Source organism: Agromyces tardus (assembly GCF_003710805.1).
Lineage (GTDB): Bacteria > Actinomycetota > Actinomycetes > Actinomycetales > Microbacteriaceae > Agromyces > Agromyces tardus.
Genome location: NZ_RHHB01000060.1, coordinates 1 through 21,435, shown reverse-complemented (window position 1 = coordinate 21,435; position 21,435 = coordinate 1). Strand labels below are relative to the sequence as shown.

Below are 21,435 nucleotides of genomic sequence, written 5' to 3'. Positions count from 1 at the left end.
CGCGGCGGCGCGGGGCGCGCGAAGGGCGCGCGTCGACGCACGCCGGGCGCGCGCCGCCGGCGCAGCGGCATCCGACCGCCGAGGCGCCGGTCACTGCTCGTCGTCGCGCTCCCACGGCCATCTCGGCCGCTCGGCCCCGCCCGCCTCGGCCCGCGCCGTGACCCCGGCGAGCGGTACGACGAGCGCCGTGAGCACGGGGATGAGCACGCCGAATCCGATCGACATGAACTGGAGCGCGAAGAGCAGCGCAGCGAGCAGCGTGCCGGTGGCGAGCGCGTACGCGACGGTGCCGGCGACGACCCCGGCCGCCCAGGCGATCAGCACGGCCTGCAGCGTCATCGCGAGGAGGCCGTGCTCGCGCGGGAGTCGCAGCCCGAGGAAGACGAGCACCGCCCCGACGGACACGCCGACGATGGCGGGCCCCACGAGCCGCCCGGCCGCGGGGTCGGCCACGACCTCGGCGTCGGTCAGGAGGCTCACGAAGCCGAAGACGGCGACCACGAGGGCGAGCAGCAGTGCCGCCGCGAACCCCGCGACGATCCAGCCCCTGCGCCGTTCGATCGCCATCGTCCGAGCCTACGCCCGATGCGGCGCACCCTCGGTGGACCGGGCATGCCGCTCGAGGCCGGCCAACGGGGCGCGCAGGGCACGGTCGCGCTCGACGTCGGAGATCACTCCACGCTCGGCGAGCAGCGCGAGCGCCGACGCGACGTCCGCGGTGACGGCGGCGCGGTCCGACCGGTCGAGCGAGTCGACAGCGGCCTGCGCCTCCGCGGCGGCGGTGCGCGGAAGCGCGAGCCCGCGCTTGGCCGCACGGCGCAGCACGGGCACCGCCACGACGCACGACGCCGTCATCGCGGCGAGCGCTGCGACCGACGCCCACGCCGCAGGCGCCGCAGGCGCCGCCGGCGACGCTGCTGCGGCGGCGGCGGCGGCGACCATGCCGGCGAGCACCGTGGCGAGGAGACCGAACGGCACGGAGATCGCCGCGAGCAGCGCCTCGCGCGGCGTGCCGACCGGGATGCCGCGACCGAGACGCACCCACTCCCCCACGCGCAGCAGGACGTGGGCGACGGCGAGCACGCCGGCCACGACGACCGCGCCCACCCGCGCATCGGCCCCGCGTCCGAACGCGATGATGACGCCGGGCGCCAGGACGGGAGCGAGCAGCACGACGAACGCCGGCAGACCCGCGAGCAGGCGCCCCCACCCCGATCCCGAAGCGGGCGCCTCGGCGCGTTCGGCCGACGACCGTGCGAGTGCCTGGGCGACCGGGGGATGGCCGCGGAACGCCGCTCCCTCGAGCGCCGACCACGAGAAGCCGGCCGGGTCGACGCGTCGCGCGTAGTCGGTGGCCGGGTCAGGGGTGGGGGCGGTGCCGGGGATGTCGCTCACTCCTCGATGCGCAGGGTCGCGACGACCTCGCGGAGCGGGGCGTCGATGAGTCCGGCCATCGTGGTCGTCATGGGCGACGTCGTGATGCGCACCGTGCAGCGCTCGCCCCGCACCAGGTAGCCGATGCCGGCCGTGGGCGCGCCACCCGTCGGCGCGCCGGGCGTCTCGACGAGGAACCGCACGGAGATGCCCGACCCCACGCCGGGCACGTCGACCGGCTCGACCTGCGGTGGGCGCGCGACGGGGAGCCCGCCGACCAGCGTGGCCAGCGGATCGGCTCCCCCGGCCCCGGCGGCCCCGACCTCGACGTGCACGAGCGCCGCGACGGGTTCCGCCCACGGCAGGAACAGCAGCCCGAACGCCGCGCCGGGAGCGAGCTCGTCGAGCGCCGCGTCGGCCACGCCCTCGACCGCGTCGGCCTCGTGCGCGGCGAGGTGCCCGTTCGCTTCGGACCGGACCGAACGCACACGCTCGACGACGTCGCGCCGCCAGGCAGCGCGGTCGGCGAACGCGCCCGCGGGGAATGCGGCCGGCACCTCCGCCCAGTACCGGGACGCCGCCTCGACGCGCACCCTCATCGGCGGTGCCACTCGAACGTGCTGACGACGGCGTCGGCGAGCTCCGACATCCGCTCGACCACGGGCCGCCACGACTCGTCGGGATCGTCGATCGGATGCGTCGCCACCGCCGTGAACTGCAGCGCGCGGCGTCGGCCCGGCTCGGGGAACGGCGTGAGGTAGGCGACCGTGTGCTGCCCGACGGTGGCGGCGCCGACGGCCACCTTCGAGTCGGACTCCCAGCGCACGAAGCGCCGATCGCCGTGCAGTGCGCTCGCGCCCCTCGTGCGGATCAGCTCGCTGACGATGTCGTCGAGCGAGCCGCCGCCCGGCGCCGTGCGCACGGAGGCCGTGATCGAGAGCGGCAGCACGAGCTCGTCGGCCCAGGCCTCGGTCTGCAGGTACACCGCCACCGCGCTCGAGGCGCGCAGGCCCGCGAACGCGCGACCGGTGAGGGCGCGCAGCTGCGCGTCGAGGTCGGGCCGGTGCTGCTCGCGGAGGCGGGCCGTCGCGAGCCCGGTGAGGTGCCGTTCCGCCGTCGCGTCCGCCGGGAACTCGTGCCACCCCGACGGGAGCACGAGGGAGTATCCGGGCAGGGCGGTCGAGGCGCCGAGGAGTTCGTCGCGGAGGGTCATCGTTCCCGTCATGTGCGTCAGGAGGCAGCGGCGAGCTGCCGCTCCCAAGTCTCGACCTGCTGGTCGTCGCCGAAGCCGGAGACCCAATCGTAGGTGGTCATGACGACCGCGGCCGGCGAGTTCACGACCCAGCCGTGGTGCCCGAGCACGGTGCCCGCGATGCCCCAGCCGCCGCGACCCATCGCCTCGGTGAGCTGCGCGTTGTCGCCCATTCCCATGATGCGCGCGACGACGTCGTCGAAGGCCGCCGAGCCGCGCATCGCGCCCGTGAAGCCGCGGAACCCGCCGCCGGCCGCGGCGAAGGCGTCGGGGAACTCGCGGATCGCGGCGCGGACGGTGACCCGGCCCGCCGAGGTGCCGAGCCCGCCCACCATGTCGTCGAGGAAGCCGAGGGCGCCGGGCTTGAACCCGCCCGAGAACTTGGCGAGGCTGCCGAACGGGGTGACGCCGACGATCGCGAGTCCGAGCTCCAGCCAGCCGGCGTCACCGCGCGACTTCTGGTAGATCGTGAGGGCGAGCACCGCGAGTGCGGCGATCGCGCCGAGCGCGGCGATGATCGGCCCGCCGATGACGAAGGCGAGCACCGCGAGCACGATTCCCGCCCACTGCAGCACGACGAGCACGTCGGCCACGATGCCGTCGACGTCGTCCCAGAAGCCGTCCTCGATGCCGCCCGACGTCGCCTCGCGGATGCCGTCGCTGGCCGCCTCGAACGCGGCCTCCCACGACTCGTACTCGGTGTCGTAGCGCGCCGCCTCGGTGACGAAGTCGTCGTAGGCGTCCTCCATGCGACCTCGGGCCGCCGCGATCTCCTGCTGGTGCTCGAGCTGCTCGGGCGTCGGACCGGGCGCGGACTCGGCGCCGGGCGAGCCGCTCGGGCGGGCATGGTCGACCGACTCGAAGCCGCCGCGCGCGGCGACGTAGTCGTCCCACGCGTCCTGGCAGCGCGGGACGATGAGCCGCATCGCGTCCTGCACGCGATCGAGCACCGAGCCGTAGGCGACGAGCGCCGAGCCCGAGGGGGCGTAGCGCTCACCCGCGAGCTTGAGCTCCTCGTCGATCTCGCCGATGACCTCGGTGATCTTCTCGATCGAGAGGCCCTGCTGCGCGACGCCGCCGTCGGCGATGGCGCGCAGCACGCCGGCGGCGCCGATCATCTGGGCCCCCAGGGACTCGATCTCACGCCCGCGCTCGATGATGCCGCCGGCGTTGCCGAAGACGACCGAGATCTCGTGTCCAGCGGGTGAGTGTTCCATCGTCGTGCCTCTCTCAGACCCTCGGCATGGTGGATGCCTCGTTCGCCTCGACGGCGAGCTGACGGGACGCGTCGGCGTCCCACTGCTCCCAGCCCCTGCCGGTGGCCTCGACGCGCTCCTGGATCTTCATGAGGTCCTCCTTGAGCGCGGCCCGGCGGTCGTTCCACCCGTCCTCGAACTCCTCCGCCGCTTCGCGCAGCTTGTTCTTGCCGTACGGGTCGCCGATGTCGCCCTCGAGCCGCGAGGCGCGGTCCTCCGCCTTCTCGAGTTCGACGATGATCTGCTTGAGCGAGCCGTTGAGCTCGTTGAGCACGCGGTACTCGATGAGCACGTGGGTCATGGGCGTCTCCTTCGGTCGGATCGGGTGAGGGGCTCCGGTGCGGAACGCAGTGCGCTCGCGGCGCGGGCGCGGGCGCGGGCTGTTCGCGGCGGCGGCGAGTGCCGCCGGGCGCCAGCGCGGCGGGAGGGATGCACACCCTCCCGCCGCGAGCGCGGGTCAGCGACCGGCGAGCTGCTGGTCGAGGTCCTGGATGGCCTGCATCATGCCGCGGAGGGCCTCGCCCATCTCGCCGATGCCGTCGACGGCCGACTTGAGGCCGGTGGTGAGCTCCTCGTAGCCCTGGCCGAACTTGCCCGAGGCGTGCTGGGTCTTGAAGTCGTTGCCGAGCAGCGAGTCGACCGAGCTCTTGAGCTGGTCGAGCTGGCCTTGGATGTCGTCACGAGCGTCGGACAGCTTGTTCGCCATCGCTTCCATCTCGCCGTACGATGCACCGAAATCCGCCATCGTGAAACCTTCCTTCGAATCCGTTCCGATCCCGTCTGCGGGCCGGTGACTTCAGGCTAGGGAGCGGCGTCGTGTCCCCTCAATGGGGAGGGGTACCCACCCCGGCTGCGGCGAGGCGGGCAGCGGATGCCGCGTCATCCGCCCGCGACGGGCAGGTGCACGGTGGCCGTGCGCCCGTTCTGCACGAAGATGCCCCGGCCCTCGGGGAACTCCGCGCGCTTGACCTTGGGGAACGGCGTCTTGAAGACGGAGTCGCCGTCGAAGGAGTCCGGACGCAGCGCGACTCCCCGCCGCCCGGCCTTGAAGTCGCCCACGAACCCGAACCCGCTCGAGAGCGTCGACACGTCTGCGTCGCCGATGAGGAAGTGGTCGCTGCGGTTCACGGCCTGGAAGAGCTCCTTGAGGGGTCGCTCGGCATCCGTGTCGGCGAACTGGGTCACGTTCTCGACGACGATCATCAGGCGCCCGTCGAGCGTGGCGTCGCCGACGACGTCGACGAGCTCCTTGGCGAGCGACTTCACCTCGTCGACGCTCGTGGCGCTCCGCATCCACGCGGCGTGGTCGCCGAGCTGGGCGCGCCGGCCCGCGAGGTGGAACAGCCGCACCGCGGGGTCGAAGCGGCGCACGGCGTCGACGACGGCGCGCATGGCGTTGGTCTTGCCGCTCTGGGGCGGCCCCGTGATGGCGAACGTGCCCACGGGCTCGAAGCCGATCGGCGCGAGCGTGTCGTCGGCGAGGCCGAGCACCGGCTCGGCGCCGGCCGAGTGCGGGAGCAGCGAGGCCGGGAAGGAGACCGGGAGCGCGCCGATCTCCGGCGCCTCCGGCGCACCCGCGGCGCGCAGCCGCTCGGCGACCGCCGCGAGGGCCTTCGACTGCTCGGCGACGTTCGCGGTGCCGCCGAGCACCGAGACCTGGGTCTCGAGCCCCTCGACGATGGCGCGCCCGGCCGCCGACCGGTCGCCGAGCACGTCCTTCGGAACGCCGAGCACCTGGTAGCCGGACTCGTCGCTCAGGCGCAGCACGATGCGCTTCGTGACGTTGGCGCTCACCGCGGTCGGCACCGCCCCGGCGCGGTCGGCCGTGGCGACGACGTGCACGCCCAGCGGGCGACCCTCTCCGAGGATCCGCATCACGACGTTGTAGAAGGGCATGCGCACGGTCGTCGAGTCCCAGTCCGCCTTGAACTGCGCGAACCCGTCGAGCAGCAGCAGGTACCGCGGCTCGGGGATGCCGGTGATCCGGCGGTACTCGGCGAGGCTCGCGGCATCCACCTCGCTGAAGGCCTTCGCGCGATGGTCGAGCACCTCGCCGAGGGTGCGGAGCAGGCGCTGGATGCGCTCGGGGTCGTCGCCCGTGATGACGGAGCCGACGTGCGGCAAGCCCTCGAGCGACCGCAGCGCGCCGGCGCCGAAGTCGAGGCCGTAGACGCGCACGGCGCCGAGCTCGGGACGCAGCCCCGCCGAGACGGCGATCGTGCGCAGGAGCGCCGACTTGCCGGACCCGCTCGTGCCGTAGACGAGCATCGCGCCGTCGCGGTCGGGCAGGAACGACATCGGGGACTGCAGCTGCCGCTCGGGCACGTCGGCGAGGCCGAAGACGATGTCGCCGTCGCCGCGCACGGGGAGCGCCTCGATGTCGACGGCCGACGGGAGCTCGTCGAGCCAGGGGCGTCGGGGCCGCGGGACGCCGGCCTCGGACGCCGCGGCGATGAACGTGCGCACCATGCGCTTCTGGTCGTTCGGACCGGGATCCACGTCGTGGGCGTCGCTCTCGGGCCCGGCCCGGCCCTCCCAGGTCACCAGGGCCCCGAAGCGGAGCTCCGCGACCCGGACCTCGGCGGCGACGGCCTCGTTCGTGGTCCAGCCGCCCGCGTAGGCCGACTGGAACGGCACGAGGCGGCCGGGGCCCGTCTTGGCGATGCCGCGGCCGGGGACGGCGGGGTCGAACGCGGCGGCGACGGGGTCGCCCACGACGTCCCGCGAGTCGGACTCATCGGCCATGCGCAGCGCGACGCGCAGGTTCGTGTTCGCGCGGAGGTTGTCCTTGATGACGCCGGCCGGACGCTGCGTCGCCATGATGAGGTGGATGCCGAGCGAGCGACCGCGCTGCGCGATGTCGACGACCCCGTCGACGAACTCCGGCACCTCGCCGGCGAGCGCCGCGAACTCGTCGATCACGAGCACGAGGGCGGGCGGGGTCTCGGGGTCCTGGCGCTTCTCGAGCTCAAGCAGGTCCTTCGCCTTCTTGCGGTTGAACAGGTGCTCGCGGTGGTGCAGCTCGGCGCGCAGGCTCGTGAGGGCCCGGCGCACGAGGTGCGGGCTCAGGTCGGTGACGAGGCCGACGCAGTGCGGCAGGTCGACGCAGTCCGCGAACGCGGAGCCGCCCTTGTAGTCGACGAAGAGGAAGGTGACCCGGTCGGGGCTGTACTGGGCGGCCATGCCGAGCACCCACGCCTGGAGGAACTCCGACTTGCCCGCGCCGGTCGTGCCGCCGACGAGCGCGTGCGGACCCTGGGTGCGCAGGTCGAGCGCCATGGCGTCGGGGGCCGACTGGCCCACGAACGCCTTCAGCGTTCCCGCGCGCTTGAGCCGCGGCATCCGCCGGCCGGATCGGTCGACGATGGAGTTGTTCTGCCGCCACCGCTCGACCACGCTCGACGGCTGCGAGGCGACCTCGTCGCCGAGCAGGGCGAGCATCGAGACGCTGCGCGGGAGGTCGCTCGAGTCCTCGACGACCGTGCTCGCGTCGACGACCGGCGCGAGCCGCTTGGCGAAGACCTCGGCGTACCGGTTCGACACGCCCTCGACGGCGAGCGGGGCGTGCTCCTCGCCGGAGCGCACGACCCCGACGGTCGCGCGGTCGAGTCCCGCCGTGACGTCGAGGAAGGTGCGGCACGCCGCCGGGAGCGACTCGACGGTCGGGCCGACGAAGACCGTGTAGATGCCGACCTCGGGTCCGCGCTCGATGAGCTGCACGAGCCGTGGCCGGTCGACGGGGGCATCGGCCGAGACGAAGAGCACGAGTGCCGTGCCGTGGTGGTGCTCCCCCGCACGGTCGCCGATCGCGGTGCCGACCTCGGCGCCCAGCCGCATCGTGGCCTCCGCCTCCGGCAGCGGTCCGCGCCGCACCGGCGCCGCGCCGAGCCGCTCGAGGATGGTCTCCTCGAGCACGCTGAGCAACGCGCCGCCCGCCGCCTGGCTGTCGGCGAGGGCGGACTCGGCGAAGGGGTTGCGGCTGCTCGACGTGTGCGGCAGCCACTTGAGCCATTCCAGCTCGCGCCGCCACGCCGGGTCGACGATCGCGGCGGTGACGACCTCGTTCGGGGCGTGCAGGCCGAAGAGCTGCACGCCGAGCCCGCGCACGGCGTCGGCCACGAGGGGCATCGGCCCCGCGATGCCGAGGGCTCCCGCGCTCGGCAGCGTCTCCAGGACGGGCACGTCGTCGATGTCGCGATACCGATCGCGCAGCACCTCGACCTGCCGCACGTAGCGGGCGATACCCGGCTGCGACGACTCGGACTCGCGCACGGAGTTGCGACTCCGGGCGCGACCGACCCCGAGTCGCAGCGCGAGGAAGTTCCAGTGCTCGGGGCGCCTCGTCCAGAGCAACGGACCGAGCCGCATCGCCTGCTCGTAGACGACGGCCACGGGCGGGGTCTCGGCCTGACGGCGATCCCGTTCGACGACCCGCTGCCCGGCGAGCTCCTCCTCGAGCTCCTCGAGCTGCAGCTCGAAGGTCTCGATCTCCTGCCGGAGCTTCTTGCCGCTCTGCGTGCGCTGCCCGATGAAGTTGCCGAGCAGCATCACCGGCGCGAGGAACACGATGAGCAGCGAGAGCGGGCGCAGCGTGAAAGCGAAGATCGCGAGGCCCATGAGCACGGGCGAGATGATCATCGGCCACGGGAACATGCGCGGGTTCTCGTCGCTCGGCACCCGCGGCTCGGGGTGGGCGGTGCCCGGGTAGCGCACCTCGACGCGGGGCGAGCGGTTGAACAGGAGCGCGCCGCCGCGCTCCAGCACGGCGTCGACCGCGGCATCCGTGCCGGCCACCGCGGCGACCGACAACTCGGTGTCGCCCACCGTGACGAGTTGGCCGGGCACCATGCGCACGCGCGGCACGAGCACGCCCTCGACGAGCAGGCCGTTCGCGGAGTTGAGGTCGACGATCTCGATGTGCTGGTCGACCTCGATGCGGGCGTGCCGCTTCGAGACGAGCGGATCGGCCAGCACGACCTCCGCGTCGGCAGCCCGGCCGATCACGCCGTGGCCGCGCCGCAGCGGGAACTCCCGGCCGGCGTCGGGGCCGCTGTGCACCCGCAGCACCGCCGACGGGCGCTCCTGCGCCGCGGAGCGCGCGGCCGGGGAGACGACCGCGGCATCGAAGCCGGACCCGATGGGCGCGTCGCCGATGCGCAGCGCGGGGTCGAGCACGACGGGCTCGTTCGAGGTCGGCGGTGCGACGGCGAGCGTGACCTGCCCGGCGGGCGCGGGCAGGTGCGCCGATGCCGGATCGTTCTCGGCGATGGCGCGCGCGACGTCGCCGACGGTCGCGGTCGCGTCGGCCGTGATGACGACGTCGACGGCCGGGCCGCTCTGCCGGCGCAGTCCGAGCTTGAGCTTCATCGGGCGGTGCTCCCCTCGGGGACGACCTCGAACCAGCGGCCACCGAGCAGCACCCGGCCACCCTCGGGCACCCTGGTGCGCACCCCCGGCTCGAGCGGGCGCTCCGCTGCGCCGTGCACGACGAGCGCGGTGCCGTTGCGCGACCAGCGGTCGACGACCCACAGCTCGCCGTCGACGACGTCGATCGCCGCGTGGGTCTTCGACACGCCCATCGTCTCGTCGTGCAGCGGCAGCAGGTCGATCGACGGCGGGTCGCCGTCGGCGGGCGCGGGTCCGCGGCCGAAGAGGCCGGGACCGGTCGCCGTGTAGCGGCTCCCGTCGTCGAACCGCAGGGTGACGGATGCCGGGGGGCGGCCGGCATCGACCGTCGGCGCGGACGCGATCGGCGGCGGCGCCCACGCCGCGGCATCCGCCGTCGCGACGACGCCCGCACTGAAGCGGGCCGACGGGATGAACGTCTGCTCGCCGAGGCCGCGATCGCTCGCGAGCGACGGAAGGCTCGCGGCCGTCGCCGACGGCGCGTCGGCGACCCGGCGGGCATGCCGCAGCGCCTTCGTGTCGAAGGGGTCGAGGCCGCGCCGCACGTCGACCGCGTAGCAGCGACCGACTCGGTCGAGCCAGCTGCGGCCGCGCCGCTCGCGGTCCCATGCCGAGGAGGCGAAGAGCACGGCCGGACCGACGACGGGCACGAGGCACTGCCCAGCCCAGAGCACGAGCACGCGCAGCACCACGCGCCAGAATCCGGGGGCTGCGAACGTGGCGACCTGCACCGAACGGATGCCGAGGGCCGCCTTGCCGAGCGTGCGGCCGCGCCGCCCGTGCAGCACGAGCTGCACGACGCCGAACACCGTGAGCAGCAGCTGGCTGACGCCGATGAGCACGAGCGGCAGGACGAGGGTCGCGGCATCCGGAGCCGAACCCGCGACCGGGATCGCCGGCAGGAGGAGGAACGCGCCGACGAGCCCGGGCACGGCGAGCACCGACCACACGGCCGCATCGAGCACGAACGCGGCGGATCGCCGGCCCACGGGCGCCGGGACCAGCCCGAGCGCTCGCGCGTAGGCGGGGTCGGGGCGGCCGTCGGGATCGAGCCCCGGGGTCGGCTCGTCGTCGACGTGCATCGTGATGCTCACATCGCTCCTCGGGTGCGCAGGGTCAGGGAGCCATCCCAGCCGTTCGGGGGCCGGGTGTCGATGGGGAGCGGTCACCATCCCCGACACAGCAGCGTACCCGTCGACATGACGCACGCCCCGATCCGGTGGATGCGGGGCGTGCGCGACGACGGGAAGGGACTCAGGGCTGCGGCTGCAGCCTCGGGCCCGCGGCGATCATGCGGTCGTACTCCTCGACCGCCACACGGTTGCGCTCGTTCACCGTGCGGCCGTGCGCCGCGATCCAGCCGCCGAACCAGATCGGCAGCTCGCGGGCGATGACCGCCGCGACGATCGCGAAGGGATCGAGCCAGCGCTGGGCGATGAACACCTGCGCGTCGGCGAGCGTGAGCTGCCACGCCTGCACGGTGATCAGCGCCCCGCCGGTGTACGAGAAGTAGACGACGACGCCGATCAGCAGGCCGAACACGGCCCACGTCCACCACGCCGACGTGTTGAGGATCAGCGCGAGGAGGGCGAACGCCACGAAGAACGCGACGATCGGGACCCAGAACACCGGTCGCACGAGGAACTCGGTGAAGACCTGGACGCCGTTCCCGCCGTTCGTCAACAGGAGGAACGCGGCACCAGCGTAGAGCAACGCGAACGCGGCCGTCGCGATGAGGCCGACGAGCACCCCGAACCCGCGATTGCCGAGCCGCTTGGGCGGCACCGGCGCCTGCACGTAGATCGCCTGCGGCGTGGACGCCGGGGCGACCGCGACGGGCTCGGGTTCGGGGGCGAGGGTCGCGGCGCCTGCCGCGGTGCCCGCGACGACGGTGGCGGCCGGCACGTACGTCTCGCGACGCACGGAATCCGCGGGCACCGGTGGCGGGACCTCGTCGGCGGCCGTCTCCGTCGGGGCGACCGGTGCCTCGGATGCCGCGGCGTCGGCGTTCGCCCGGTTGATCGCGTCGTCGAGCCGGGCCGCGGCCTCCGCCTCGGCCGCATCCTGCTCCTCGGCGCGCGCCTCGGCGACGGCCTCCTCGGTGCCGATGAACGCCACCGTGTCGTCGTCGGGCTCCTCGACCTCGGGCGGCGGCACGTCGGCCTGCTCGACGCGCTCGATGCGCTCGGCGGCTTCGGGAGCGCCGGCCGGGTGCACCTCGCCGGTCTCCGCTGGAGCGGTGGGTTCGGATGCCTCGTCGCGACGTTCCGGCTCGGATCCGGGAGTCGTGGTGCTCATGATCGCGCTCCTTCCGGGCAGCCCTGCCTGCCCGCGGTGCGCTCACTCTAGCAACGGCGCCGATCCGCGCAGCGGAAGCCCACGGCGCTTCCTCGAGTCGAGGATCGCGGCGTCACTCGAAGATCGCGGCCACGATGTCGTGCGTGTAGCCGTCGGGCGAGACGTTCGCCCAGCGCGTCGCGATCCACGTCCCCTGGCGGAGGAAGTGCGACTCGCCCGAGTATCCCGCCTCGACGTTCCACTCGACGATGCAGCGCGTGCCGTCGAGCTCGGCGTAGCAGTCGAAGCCGGTTTCGGCCAGGTGCGCGGCGATCGCCGCCTCGACGTCGGGGGCGAGCACGGCGACGTCGGTGAAGACGCCGAGGTCGCCGCCGCCGTCGGGCGTCGCCCACGCGCAGGTGAGCCGCGTCGTGTCGGCGAGCTGGGCGGCTGCGACCGGGTCGTTCGAGCCGCGGAGCGGTGCGGCTCCGGGGTCCGCGGTCCACGCCGGGTTCAGGACGAGCGGCGCGAGCTCGGCGGCCCAGTCGCGGACGTAGATGCCCGCGCAGTCCCCGGGGATCTCGACGGCCTGCGTCGCCGGCGTCGCCTCCCCCGCGATCGGCACGATGGGCGTGACGGGCGACGACGAGCCCGGGGTCGGCCGGGTCGGGGCGGATGCCGCGGAGCCCTCGGCGCGGTTCGCGCCCACGACCATGCCGACCGCCACCGAGACGGCGACGGCGAGCAGCCCCGCGACCACCACGAGGCCGAGTTCCCGCCGTCGTGCGATCGGGCTGCGGGCGGGACTCGGGGCAGGCTGGGGCACGGGGTTCTCCGGCGGTCGGGGGAAGCGGCGGGAGGGCGGCGCGGCGTCGTGGGGGGCGGCGACGCGTCGAGTGATCCTACCGATCCGCGCCTCCGATGCCCGGGCGGGGCGCGCCGAAGCGGATGCCGCCGCCACGCGGCATCCGCCCCCGGAGACGACGAACGGGCCCCGGATCGCTCCGGGGCCCGTTCGGGTGGCACGGACGGCGCTCGCGCGCCGCCCGGCCGGGGATCAGCTGTAGTTGCCGGGGGTGAAGTCGTCGCTCGAGAACGAGTCGAAGTCGACGAAGCTCAGGTCGCCCTCGGTGAACGCCGCGTCGTCGGAGAAGATGCGGTTCGGGTACCGCTCCGCCTTCGCCTCCTCGGTGGCCTCGACCGTGACGTTCCGGTACTTGGCCAGACCGGTGCCCGCGGGGATGAGCTTTCCGATGATGACGTTCTCCTTGAGGCCGACGAGCGGGTCGGACTTGCCCTCCATGGCGGCCTGCGTGAGCACGCGGGTCGTCTCCTGGAAGGACGCGGCCGACAGCCACGACTCGGTCGCGAGCGAGGCCTTGGTGATACCCATGACCTCCTGGCGGGCCGAGGCCGTCTTCTTGCCCTCGGTGAGCGTCGCACGGTTGATCTCGTTGTACTTCGACCGGTCGACGAGCTCGCCCGGCAGCAGGTCGGTGTCGCCGTGGTCGACGACGGTGACCTTGCGCAGCATCTGGCGCACGATGACCTCGATGTGCTTGTCGTGGATCGGCACGCCCTGCGAGCGGTACACGTCCTGCACGCCGTTCACCAGGTGCTTCTGCACCTCGCGCACGCCCTTGACCCGGAGGACCTCCTTGGGGTCGACCGTGCCGACGATCAGCTGCTGGCCGAGGTCGACGTGCTGGCCGTCCTCCACGAGCAGCGTCGAACGCTTGAGCACGTTGTACGCGATGGGCTCGTCGCCGTTGTCGGGAGTGAGGATGACCTTGCGCTGACGCTCGGTCTCGTCGATCGTGATGCGGCCGGCGGCCTCGACGATGGGCGACGCACCCTTGGGGGTACGTGCCTCGAAGAGCTCCTGCACGCGGGGAAGACCCTGCGTGATGTCGTCGGCCGAGGCCGAGCCACCGGTGTGGAAGGTGCGCATCGTGAGCTGCGTGCCGGGCTCGCCGATCGACTGGGCCGCGATGATGCCGACGGCCTCGCCGATGTCGACGAGCTTGCCGGTCGCGAGCGAACGGCCGTAGCAGTTCGCGCAGACGCCGACCGCCGACTCGCACGTGAGCACCGAGCGGACCTTGATCGTCTCGACGCCCTCCGCGACCAGCTTGTCGATGAGCACGTCGCCCACGTCGTCGCCGGCCTCGGCCACGACCTCGCCCTTGGCGTTCACCGCGTCGGCGGCGAGCGAACGGGCGAACACCGAGTTCTCGACGTTCGGGTCGCGCACGAGCTTGCCCGTGGCATCCGTCGTCGCGATCGGCAGCTCGAGGCCCTTGGAGGTGCCGCAGTCGTCCTCGCGGATGATGACGTCCTGCGAGACGTCGACGAGTCGACGCGTGAGGTAGCCCGAGTCCGCCGTGCGGAGCGCCGTGTCGGCGAGGCCCTTGCGGGCACCGTGCGTGGCGATGAAGTACTCCGCCACCGACAGCCCCTCGCGGTACGAGGAGATGATCGGGCGCGGGATGATCTCGCCCTTCGGGTTGTTCACCAGGCCTCGCATGCCGGCGATGTTGCGCACCTGCAGCCAGTTGCCACGAGCGCCCGACGTGACCATGCGGTTGATGGTGTTGTCGGTCGGGAAGTTCTCGCGCATCGCGACGGCGACCTCGTCGGTGGCCTTCGTCCAGATCTGGATGAGCTCCTGGCGACGCTCGAGGTCGGTCGTGAGACCCTTCTCGAACTGCGCCGTGACCTTCGCGGCCTGCTTCTCGTACTTCGCGACGATCTCGCCCTTGTTCGGCGGCGTCAGGATGTCGGAGAGCGCGACGGTCACGCCGGAACGGGTCGCCCAGCGGAAGCCGGCGTCCTTGATCCGGTCGAGGGTCGCCGCCACCTCGGTCTTCGGGTAGCGCTCGGCGAGGTCGTTGACGATCGCCGAGATCTGGGTCTTGCCCGCCTGCTCGTTCACGTACGGGTAGTCGACCGGGAGCGCCTCGTTGAAGAGCGCGCGACCGAGCGTGGTCTCGAGCAGGTACGGCTTGCCCTCCACGAAGTCCTCGGGCGTCGTGCCCTCGGCGAAGTGGAGTCCCTCGAGGCGGATGCGGACCTTGGCGCCGAGGTCGAGCTCGAGCTGGCCCGGGCGGTTCTGGTCGAACGCGAGGATCGCCTCGGCGATCGACGAGAACGCGCGACCCTCACCGGCTGCGCCCTCCTTCTCGGTGGTCAGGTGGTGCAGGCCGATGATCATGTCCTGCGTGGGCAGGGTCACCGGACGACCGTCCGACGGCTTCAGGATGTTGTTCGAGGCGAGCATGAGGATGCGCGCCTCGGCCTGCGCCTCGACCGAGAGGGGAAGGTGCACGGCCATCTGGTCGCCGTCGAAGTCCGCGTTGAACGCGGCGCAGACGAGCGGGTGGAGCTGGATGGCCTTGCCCTCGACGAGCTGCGGCTCGAACGCCTGGATGCCGAGGCGGTGCAGGGTGGGTGCACGGTTCAGCAGCACGGGGCGCTCGCGGATGATCTCCTCGAGCACGTCCCACACCTGCGGGCGCGAACGCTCCACCATGCGCTTGGCGGCCTTGATGTTCTGCGCGTGGCTCAGGTCGATGAGGCGCTTGATCACGAACGGCTTGAAGAGCTCGAGCGCCATCTGCTTGGGCAGGCCGCACTGGTGGAGCTTGAGCTGCGGGCCGACCACGATGACCGAACGGCCCGAGTAGTCCACGCGCTTGCCGAGCAGGTTCTGGCGGAAGCGACCCTGCTTTCCCTTGAGCATGTCGCTCAGGGACTTCAGGGCGCGGTTGCCGGTACCGGTGACGGGGCGACCACGGCGACCGTTGTCGAACAGCGCGTCGACGGCCTCCTGCAGCATCCGCTTCTCGTTGTTCACGATGATCTCGGGGGCACCGAGGTCGAGCAGGCGACGCAGGCGGTTGTTGCGGTTGATCACACGACGGTAGAGGTCGTTGAGGTCGGAGGTCGCGAAGCGGCCGCCGTCGAGCTGCACCATCGGACGGAGCTCCGGCGGGATCACGGGGACCACGTCGAGCACCATCGCGGCGGGCGAGCTGCCGGTGGTGAGGAACGAGCTGACCACGCGCAGGCGCTTGATCGCACGGATCTTCTTCTGGCCCTTGCCCTCGGCGATCTGCAGGCGCAGGTCGTCGGCCTCGGCGGCCAGGTCGAAGGCGAGCAGGCGCTTCTTGATGGCCTCGGCGCCCATGTAGGCGTCGAAGTACATGCCGAAGCGGTCCTGGAGCTCGTGGAACACCGAGTCCTCGGGCTTGAGGTCGCCGACCTTGAGGGTGCGGAAGTCCTCCCACACGCGCTCGAGGTGCGCGATCTGCTCGTCGGCCGACTTGCGCACGCCCGACATCTCCTTGTCGGCAGCGGCCTCGGCGCGCTTGCGCTGGTCGGACTTGGCGCCCTCGGCCTCGAGTGCCGCGAGCTCCTCCTCCTTGCGCTTCATGAGCTCGGCGATGCGCGCGTCGCGCTGGTCGCCGATGGTCTTGATCTCGAGGCGGAGCTCGTTCTCGAGACCGGGCATGTCGGCGTGACGAGCCTCATCGTCGACGTCGATCACCATGTAGGCGGCGAAGTAGATGACCTTCTCGAGGTCCTTCGGCGCCATGTCGAGCAGGTAGCCGAGGCGCGAGGGCACGCCCTTGAAGTACCAGATGTGCGTGACGGGGGCGGCGAGCTCGATGTGGCCCATCCGCTCACGGCGCACCGAGGACTTCGTGACCTCGACACCGCAGCGCTCGCAGACGATGCCCTTGAAGCGCACCCGCTTGTACTTGCCGCAGGCGCACTCCCAGTCGCGGGACGGTCCGAAGATCTGCTCTCCGAACAGGCCGTCCTTCTCGGGCTTGAGCGTGCGGTAGTTGATGGTCTCGGGCTTCTTGACCTCACCGTAGGACCACTTGCGGATGTCCTCTGCGGTGGCCAGGCCGATACGAAGCTCGTCAAAAGTCGTTACGTCGAGCAATTTCTCTCCTTGGAAAGTCTCTTGTCAGTTCTTCGTACCGGGGCTTAGATCTCGTCGATGTTCGACGACTCGAAGCGCGCGGAGATGTTGATGCCGAGCTCTTCCGCAGCGCGGAAGGCCTCGTCATCGGTGTCGCGGAGGCTCACCGCGGTGCCGTCGGCCGAGAGGACCTCGACGTTCAGGCACAGCGACTGCATCTCCTTCATGAGCACCTTGAAGGACTCGGGGATGCCGGGCTCCTGGATGTTCTCGCCCTTGACGATGGCCTCGTACACCTTGACGCGGCCGAGGATGTCGTCGGACTTGATCGTGAGGAGCTCCTGCAGCGCGTAGGCGGCGCCGTAGGCCTCGAGCGCCCACACCTCCATCTCACCGAAGCGCTGTCCGCCGAACTGCGCCTTTCCACCGAGCGGCTGCTGGGTGATCATCGAGTACGGGCCCGTCGAGCGCGCGTGGATCTTGTCGTCGACGAGGTGGTGGAGCTTCAGGATGTACATGTAGCCGACCGAGACCGGGTACGGGAAGGGCTCGCCCGAGCGGCCGTCGAAGAGCTGCGTCTTGCCGCTCGAGTCGATGAGCCGCTCGCCGTCGCGGTTGGGGAGCGTCGAGTCGAGCAGACCCGCGATCTCCTCCTCGAGCGCGCCGTCGAACACCGGGGTCGCGACCTTGGTGCCGGGCGCGGCTTCGTGGGCGTCCTTCGGGAGCTTCTTGGCCCACGACGGGTTGCCCTCGACCTTCCAGCCCTGCTTGGCGACCCAGCCGAGGTGGGTCTCCAGCACCTGGCCGAAGTTCATGCGGCCGGGGATGCCGAGCGGGTTGAGGATCACGTCGACCGGGGTGCCGTCGGCGAGGAACGGCATGTCCTCGACCGGCAGGATCTTCGAGATGACGCCCTTGTTGCCGTGGCGGCCGGCGAGCTTGTCGCCCTCGGTGATCTTGCGCTTCTGGGCGATGTAGACGACCACGCGCTGGTTGACGCCCGAGCCGAGCTCGTCGTCACCGTCCTGCGCGTCGAACACCTTGACGCCGATGATCGTGCCCTGCTCGCCGTGGGGCACCTTCAGCGACGTGTCGCGCACCTCGCGGCTCTTCTCGTTGAAGATCGCGCGGAGCAGGCGCTCCTCGGCCGAGAGCTCGGTCTCGCCCTTCGGCGTGACCTTTCCGACGAGGATGTCGCCGGGGCGCACCTCGGCGCCGATGCGGATGATGCCGCGCTCGTCGAGGTCGGCGAGCAGGTCGGGGCTGACGTTGGGGAGGTCACGGGTGATCTCCTCCTTGCCGAGCTTCGTGTCGCGCGCGTCGACCTCGTACTCCTCGATGTGGATCGACGAGAGCACGTCGTCCTTCACGAGGTTCTGACTGAGGATGATCGCGTCCTCGAAGTTGTGGCCCTCCCACGGCATGAACGCCACGAGGAGGTTCTTGCCAAGCGCGAGCTCGCCGTTGTCGGTCGCGGGACCGTCGGCGATGACCTCGCCGGCCTCGATGCGCTCACCGGCGGAGACGACCACGCGGTTGTTGTACGACGTGCCCTGGTTCGAGCGGTCGAACTTGCGCAGGTAGTAGGTCTGCGTGCCGCCCTCGTCGAGCTGGATGGTGACGGAGTCGGCCGACACCTCGGCGACGACGCCCGCCTTGTCGGCGGTGATGACGTCACCCGCGTCGACGGCTGCGTAGCCCTCCATGCCCGTGCCGACGAACGGCGAGTCGCTGCGGAGCAGCGGCACCGCCTGGCGCTGCATGTTCGCACCCATGAGGGCGCGGTTCGCGTCGTCGTGCTCGAGGAACGGGATGAGCGAGGTCGCAACCGACACCATCTGGCGCGGCGAGACGTCCATGTAGCCGATCTCGTCGGCGGGGAACAGGTCGACCTCGCCGCCCTTCTTGCGGGCGAGCACGCGCTCCTCCTGGAAGTGGCCGTCGGCCTTCAGGGGTGCGTTCGCCTGGGCGACGATGTAGTCCTCTTCCTCCATCGCGGTGAGGTAGTCGATCTGCTCGGTGACCTTGCCGTCCACGACCTTGCGGTAGGGCGTCTCGATGAAGCCGAACGAGTTGATGCGCGCGAACGATGCGAGCGAGCCGATGAGGCCGATGTTCGGGCCTTCCGGCGTCTCGATCGGGCACATGCGGCCATAGTGCGAGGGGTGCACGTCACGGACCTCGACGCCCGCGCGGTCGCGCGAGAGGCCGCCGGGGCCGAGCGCCGACAGGCGGCGCTTGTGGGTCAGGCCCGCGAGCGGGTTGTTCTGGTCCATGAACTGCGAGAGCTGCGAGGTGCCGAAGAACTCCTTGATCGCCGCGACGACGGGTCGCACGTTGATCAGGGTCTGCGGGGTGATCGCCTCGATGTCCTGCGTGGTCATGCGCTCGCGGACGACGCGCTCCATGCGGCTGAGGCCGGTGCGCACCTGGTTCTGGATGAGCTCGCCGACCGCGCGGATGCGGCGGTTGCCGAAGTTGTCGATGTCGTCGACGTCGAGGCGCAGCTCGACGGCCTTGCCGCCGCGGCGACCCGCGAGGGTCGTGCGCTCGTCGTGGAGGGCGACGAGGTACTTGATCGTGGCGACGATGTCCTGCACCGTGAGCACCGAGTCGGTGAGGGGGGCCTCGAGACCGAGCTTGTTGTTGATCTTGTACCGGCCGACCTTGGCGAGGTCGTAGCGCTTCGGGTTGAAGTAGAAGTTGTCGAGGAGCGCACGCGCGGCCTCGGCGGCGACCTGCTCGCCCGGGCGCAGCTTGCGGTAGATGTCCTTGAGCGCCTCTTCCTTCGTGAGGATGTTGTCCTTCTCGAGGGTGAGCGCGATCGACTCGTAGCCGGCGAACTCCTCGAGGATCTCCTCGCTCGTGAGGCCGAGGGCCTTCAGGAAGACGGTGACCGACTGCTTGCGCTTGCGGTCGATGCGCACGCCCACCTGGTCGCGCTTGTCGATCTCGAACTCGAGCCAGGCACCGCGGCTCGGGATGACGCGAGCGGAGTAGATGTCCTTGTCGGAGGTCTTCTCGGGGGTGCGCTCGAAGTACACGCCGGGCGAGCGCACGAGCTGCGACACGACGACGCGCTCGGTGCCGTTGATGACGAAGGTGCCCTTGGGGGTCATGAGCGGGAAGTCGCCCATGAAGACCGTCTGGGTCTTGATCTCACCGGTGAGGTGGTTCATGAACTCGGCGTTCACGTAGAGCGGCGCGGAGAAGGTCTTGCCCTTCTCCTTGCACTCGTCGATCGTGTACTTCGGCGGCTCGAGCTCGGGGTTCGTGAACGAGAGCTGCATGGTCTCGCCGAGGTCCTCGATCGGGGAGATCTCCTCGAAGATCTCCTCGAGTCCGGTGGTCTCGGGCAGGTCCTGACGACCCTGCTCCTGCGCCTCCGCGACGCGAGCCTTCCACGCGTCGTTGCCGACGAGCCAGTCGAAGCTCTCGGTCTGGAGTGCGAGCAGATCGGGTACGGTGAGGGTGTCGGTGACCTTCGCGAAGGAGAGGCGGCTGGCACCTCTTCCGTTCTTGGGGGTAGGTGCGGTTGCGTTGCGCGCAGCAGCCAAGGAAATGACCTCCATCGGCCCCGTCGGGCCGGATTCACTGTCGTAGGTGGAGTGGTACCCCTCAGACGTGTGCGAATACCGGGATCAAGGACCACGGCACGCGAGCCGACCGCAATATGAAGGCATGGTGGGTCTGGGAGCGCAAAGCTCAACTATATGCCGAGAAACACGCCGTGTCCAGTCGAATCTTGACCTTGCTCGGAATCTCGGGTATAACCCAGCTTCGCATCGCTGACGGCGAACGGATTCCGGTCGCCATCGGGCATGCGGATGCCGCGGCGCCGCCGTTCGGGTGTCGGGGCGCCGCGGCATCCGCGGTCTGGTGGTCGGGCCGCCGTCAGGCGCCCCACTCGATGCGGAGCGTCTCGGGCCGGCCGGGGACGAGGCTCACGTCGAGCCGCGCGCCCGGCATGACGCGGGCGAGGTGGAGCGGCGCGAGCTGCTCGGTTCGGGTGGCCGGCATGGGGATGCCGCCCGCCAGCGTGACGACGAGGTCGAGCTCGACGACGGCGTTCATGCCGATCATCATGGGCAGCTGCCGCGCGTCGAGCACCGACGCGGTGGTGCGCACGCGCGCCGCGTCGAGGCCGGGGTCGGTCGCCGTGACGGTGGCCGCCATGACCTGGTTCGCCTGGTCGAGCGACTGCTGCGCCGCGGCGAGGGTCGCGCCGACGTCCATTCGGGCGTAGGCGGCGTTGCCCTGGGCGGTGAGGGTGCGGAGGTCCTTCAGGAAGCCCATGTCACACCACCGCGTAGATCTCGTTGAACCGGCGGCCGACGCCGCGGTCGGCCTGGATGCGAGCCCCCCAGCCGGCCTGCGCCTCGGCCCACTCGGTCGCGCCGATGCCGAACATCGCGGCGACCGTGGGCAGCTGCGTCTCGTCGTAGCCGAACGCGGCGATGCCCTTGACGATGCGCGCGTAGCGGTCGAGGTCGACGCCCGCGATGGGGTCGAGGTTGCCGGCGGCGGGCTGGGCGGTCATGGCCTGGACGGCCTGGATGTCCATCTGCTGCCGGTACGCCTCGGACTGGGCGGCGAGGGCGTTGGCCGAGTCGATGAGGCCGGGTGCGGCCTTGACCATCTTGGCCATGTCTCCGAACTGCTTGAACATGTCGTGCTCCTTCTGGTTGGGTCCCCGGTACGGGGTGTCGGTCGGTGCTGCGTGGTGGGTCGTGCGTTGCGGTGGGTCGTGGGGTGCCGTGGTGGGGCGGATGCCGCGGCGCCGGGCTCCCCCGTCCGGCGCCGCGGATCCGGGTCAGTCGGCCTCGGGCCGGCGGCGCAGGCGGAGCGCGATGCCGAGGGCGGCGAGCAGGGCGGCGAGGGCGGCGGCGAGGCGCGGGTCGGAGCCCGTGTCGGCGAGCGCCGCGGCATCCGTCGTC

Annotated in this window: 15 protein-coding genes; all 15 read right to left on the bottom strand. The window is 71.6% G+C overall.

Features of this window, described 5'->3' with window-relative positions; all coding sequences use genetic code 11:
- Positions 1–90: 90 nt before the first annotated feature.
- The 15 genes from EDM22_RS17540 to EDM22_RS17460 all read right to left on the bottom strand — a co-directional run bounded on the left by EDM22_RS17540 (position 91) and on the right by EDM22_RS17460 (position 21,167).
- A complete protein-coding gene (locus EDM22_RS17540; protein WP_122938380.1) occupies positions 91–567 on the bottom strand; it encodes a DUF6121 family protein in 477 nt (158 codons plus the stop codon).
- 9 nt (positions 568–576) lie between these two features.
- On the bottom strand, positions 577–1,395 hold the full coding sequence (locus EDM22_RS17535) for a hypothetical protein (protein WP_122938379.1): 819 nt from the start codon (positions 1,393–1,395) through the stop codon (positions 577–579).
- Complete coding sequence (locus EDM22_RS17530) at positions 1,392–1,973, bottom strand: hypothetical protein (RefSeq protein WP_138708129.1); 582 nt, start codon at positions 1,971–1,973, stop codon at positions 1,392–1,394. Before EDM22_RS17530 ends, EDM22_RS17535 begins: the two co-directional genes overlap by 4 nt.
- A complete protein-coding gene (locus EDM22_RS17525) occupies positions 1,970–2,599 on the bottom strand; it encodes a hypothetical protein (protein ID WP_122938377.1) in 630 nt (209 codons plus the stop codon). The genes EDM22_RS17530 and EDM22_RS17525 overlap by 4 nt, the downstream gene beginning before the upstream one ends.
- Before the next feature lie 5 nt (positions 2,600–2,604).
- On the bottom strand, positions 2,605–3,843 hold the full coding sequence (locus tag EDM22_RS17520; protein WP_122938376.1) for a hypothetical protein: 1,239 nt from the start codon (positions 3,841–3,843) through the stop codon (positions 2,605–2,607).
- Between the two features lie 13 nt (positions 3,844–3,856).
- The gene (locus tag EDM22_RS17515) at positions 3,857–4,183 is read right to left on the bottom strand and encodes a flagellar protein FlgN (RefSeq protein WP_122938375.1); all 327 of its coding nucleotides are present in this window, start codon (positions 4,181–4,183) and stop codon (positions 3,857–3,859) included.
- Between the two features lie 156 nt (positions 4,184–4,339).
- Entirely contained in the window at positions 4,340–4,627 is a 288-nt protein-coding gene (locus EDM22_RS17510) for a WXG100 family type VII secretion target (protein ID WP_122938374.1), read from the bottom strand.
- Positions 4,628–4,761: 134 nt separating this feature from the next.
- The gene (locus EDM22_RS17505; protein ID WP_122938373.1) at positions 4,762–9,249 is read right to left on the bottom strand and encodes a type VII secretion EssC family protein; all 4,488 of its coding nucleotides are present in this window, start codon (positions 9,247–9,249) and stop codon (positions 4,762–4,764) included.
- Complete coding sequence (locus tag EDM22_RS17500; RefSeq protein ID WP_170964196.1) at positions 9,246–10,382, bottom strand: RDD family protein; 1,137 nt, start codon at positions 10,380–10,382, stop codon at positions 9,246–9,248. Before EDM22_RS17500 ends, EDM22_RS17505 begins: the two co-directional genes overlap by 4 nt.
- Positions 10,383–10,542: 160 nt before the next feature.
- Positions 10,543–11,586, bottom strand: a complete 1,044-nt coding sequence (locus tag EDM22_RS17495) for a hypothetical protein (protein WP_122938371.1) — start codon at positions 11,584–11,586, stop codon at positions 10,543–10,545.
- A gap of 112 nt (positions 11,587–11,698) precedes the next feature.
- Positions 11,699–12,391, bottom strand: coding sequence for a hypothetical protein (locus EDM22_RS19705; RefSeq protein WP_170964195.1), 693 nt, complete (start codon positions 12,389–12,391; stop codon positions 11,699–11,701).
- 231 nt (positions 12,392–12,622) lie between these two features.
- The gene (gene rpoC / locus EDM22_RS17475) at positions 12,623–16,519 is read right to left on the bottom strand and encodes a DNA-directed RNA polymerase subunit beta' (protein WP_122938368.1); all 3,897 of its coding nucleotides are present in this window, start codon (positions 16,517–16,519) and stop codon (positions 12,623–12,625) included.
- A 44-nt stretch (positions 16,520–16,563) separates the two neighbouring features.
- The gene (gene rpoB / locus EDM22_RS17470) at positions 16,564–20,055 is read right to left on the bottom strand and encodes a DNA-directed RNA polymerase subunit beta (RefSeq protein ID WP_122938367.1); all 3,492 of its coding nucleotides are present in this window, start codon (positions 20,053–20,055) and stop codon (positions 16,564–16,566) included.
- A 337-nt stretch (positions 20,056–20,392) separates the two neighbouring features.
- Positions 20,393–20,794 carry a hypothetical protein gene (locus EDM22_RS17465; RefSeq protein WP_122938366.1) on the bottom strand — a complete coding sequence of 134 codons (402 nt, stop codon included), beginning with the start codon at positions 20,792–20,794 and terminating at the stop codon, positions 20,393–20,395.
- 1 nt (position 20,795) lies between these two features.
- On the bottom strand, positions 20,796–21,167 hold the full coding sequence (locus tag EDM22_RS17460) for a hypothetical protein (protein ID WP_122938365.1): 372 nt from the start codon (positions 21,165–21,167) through the stop codon (positions 20,796–20,798).
- Between the last annotated feature and the right edge of the window lie 268 nt (positions 21,168–21,435).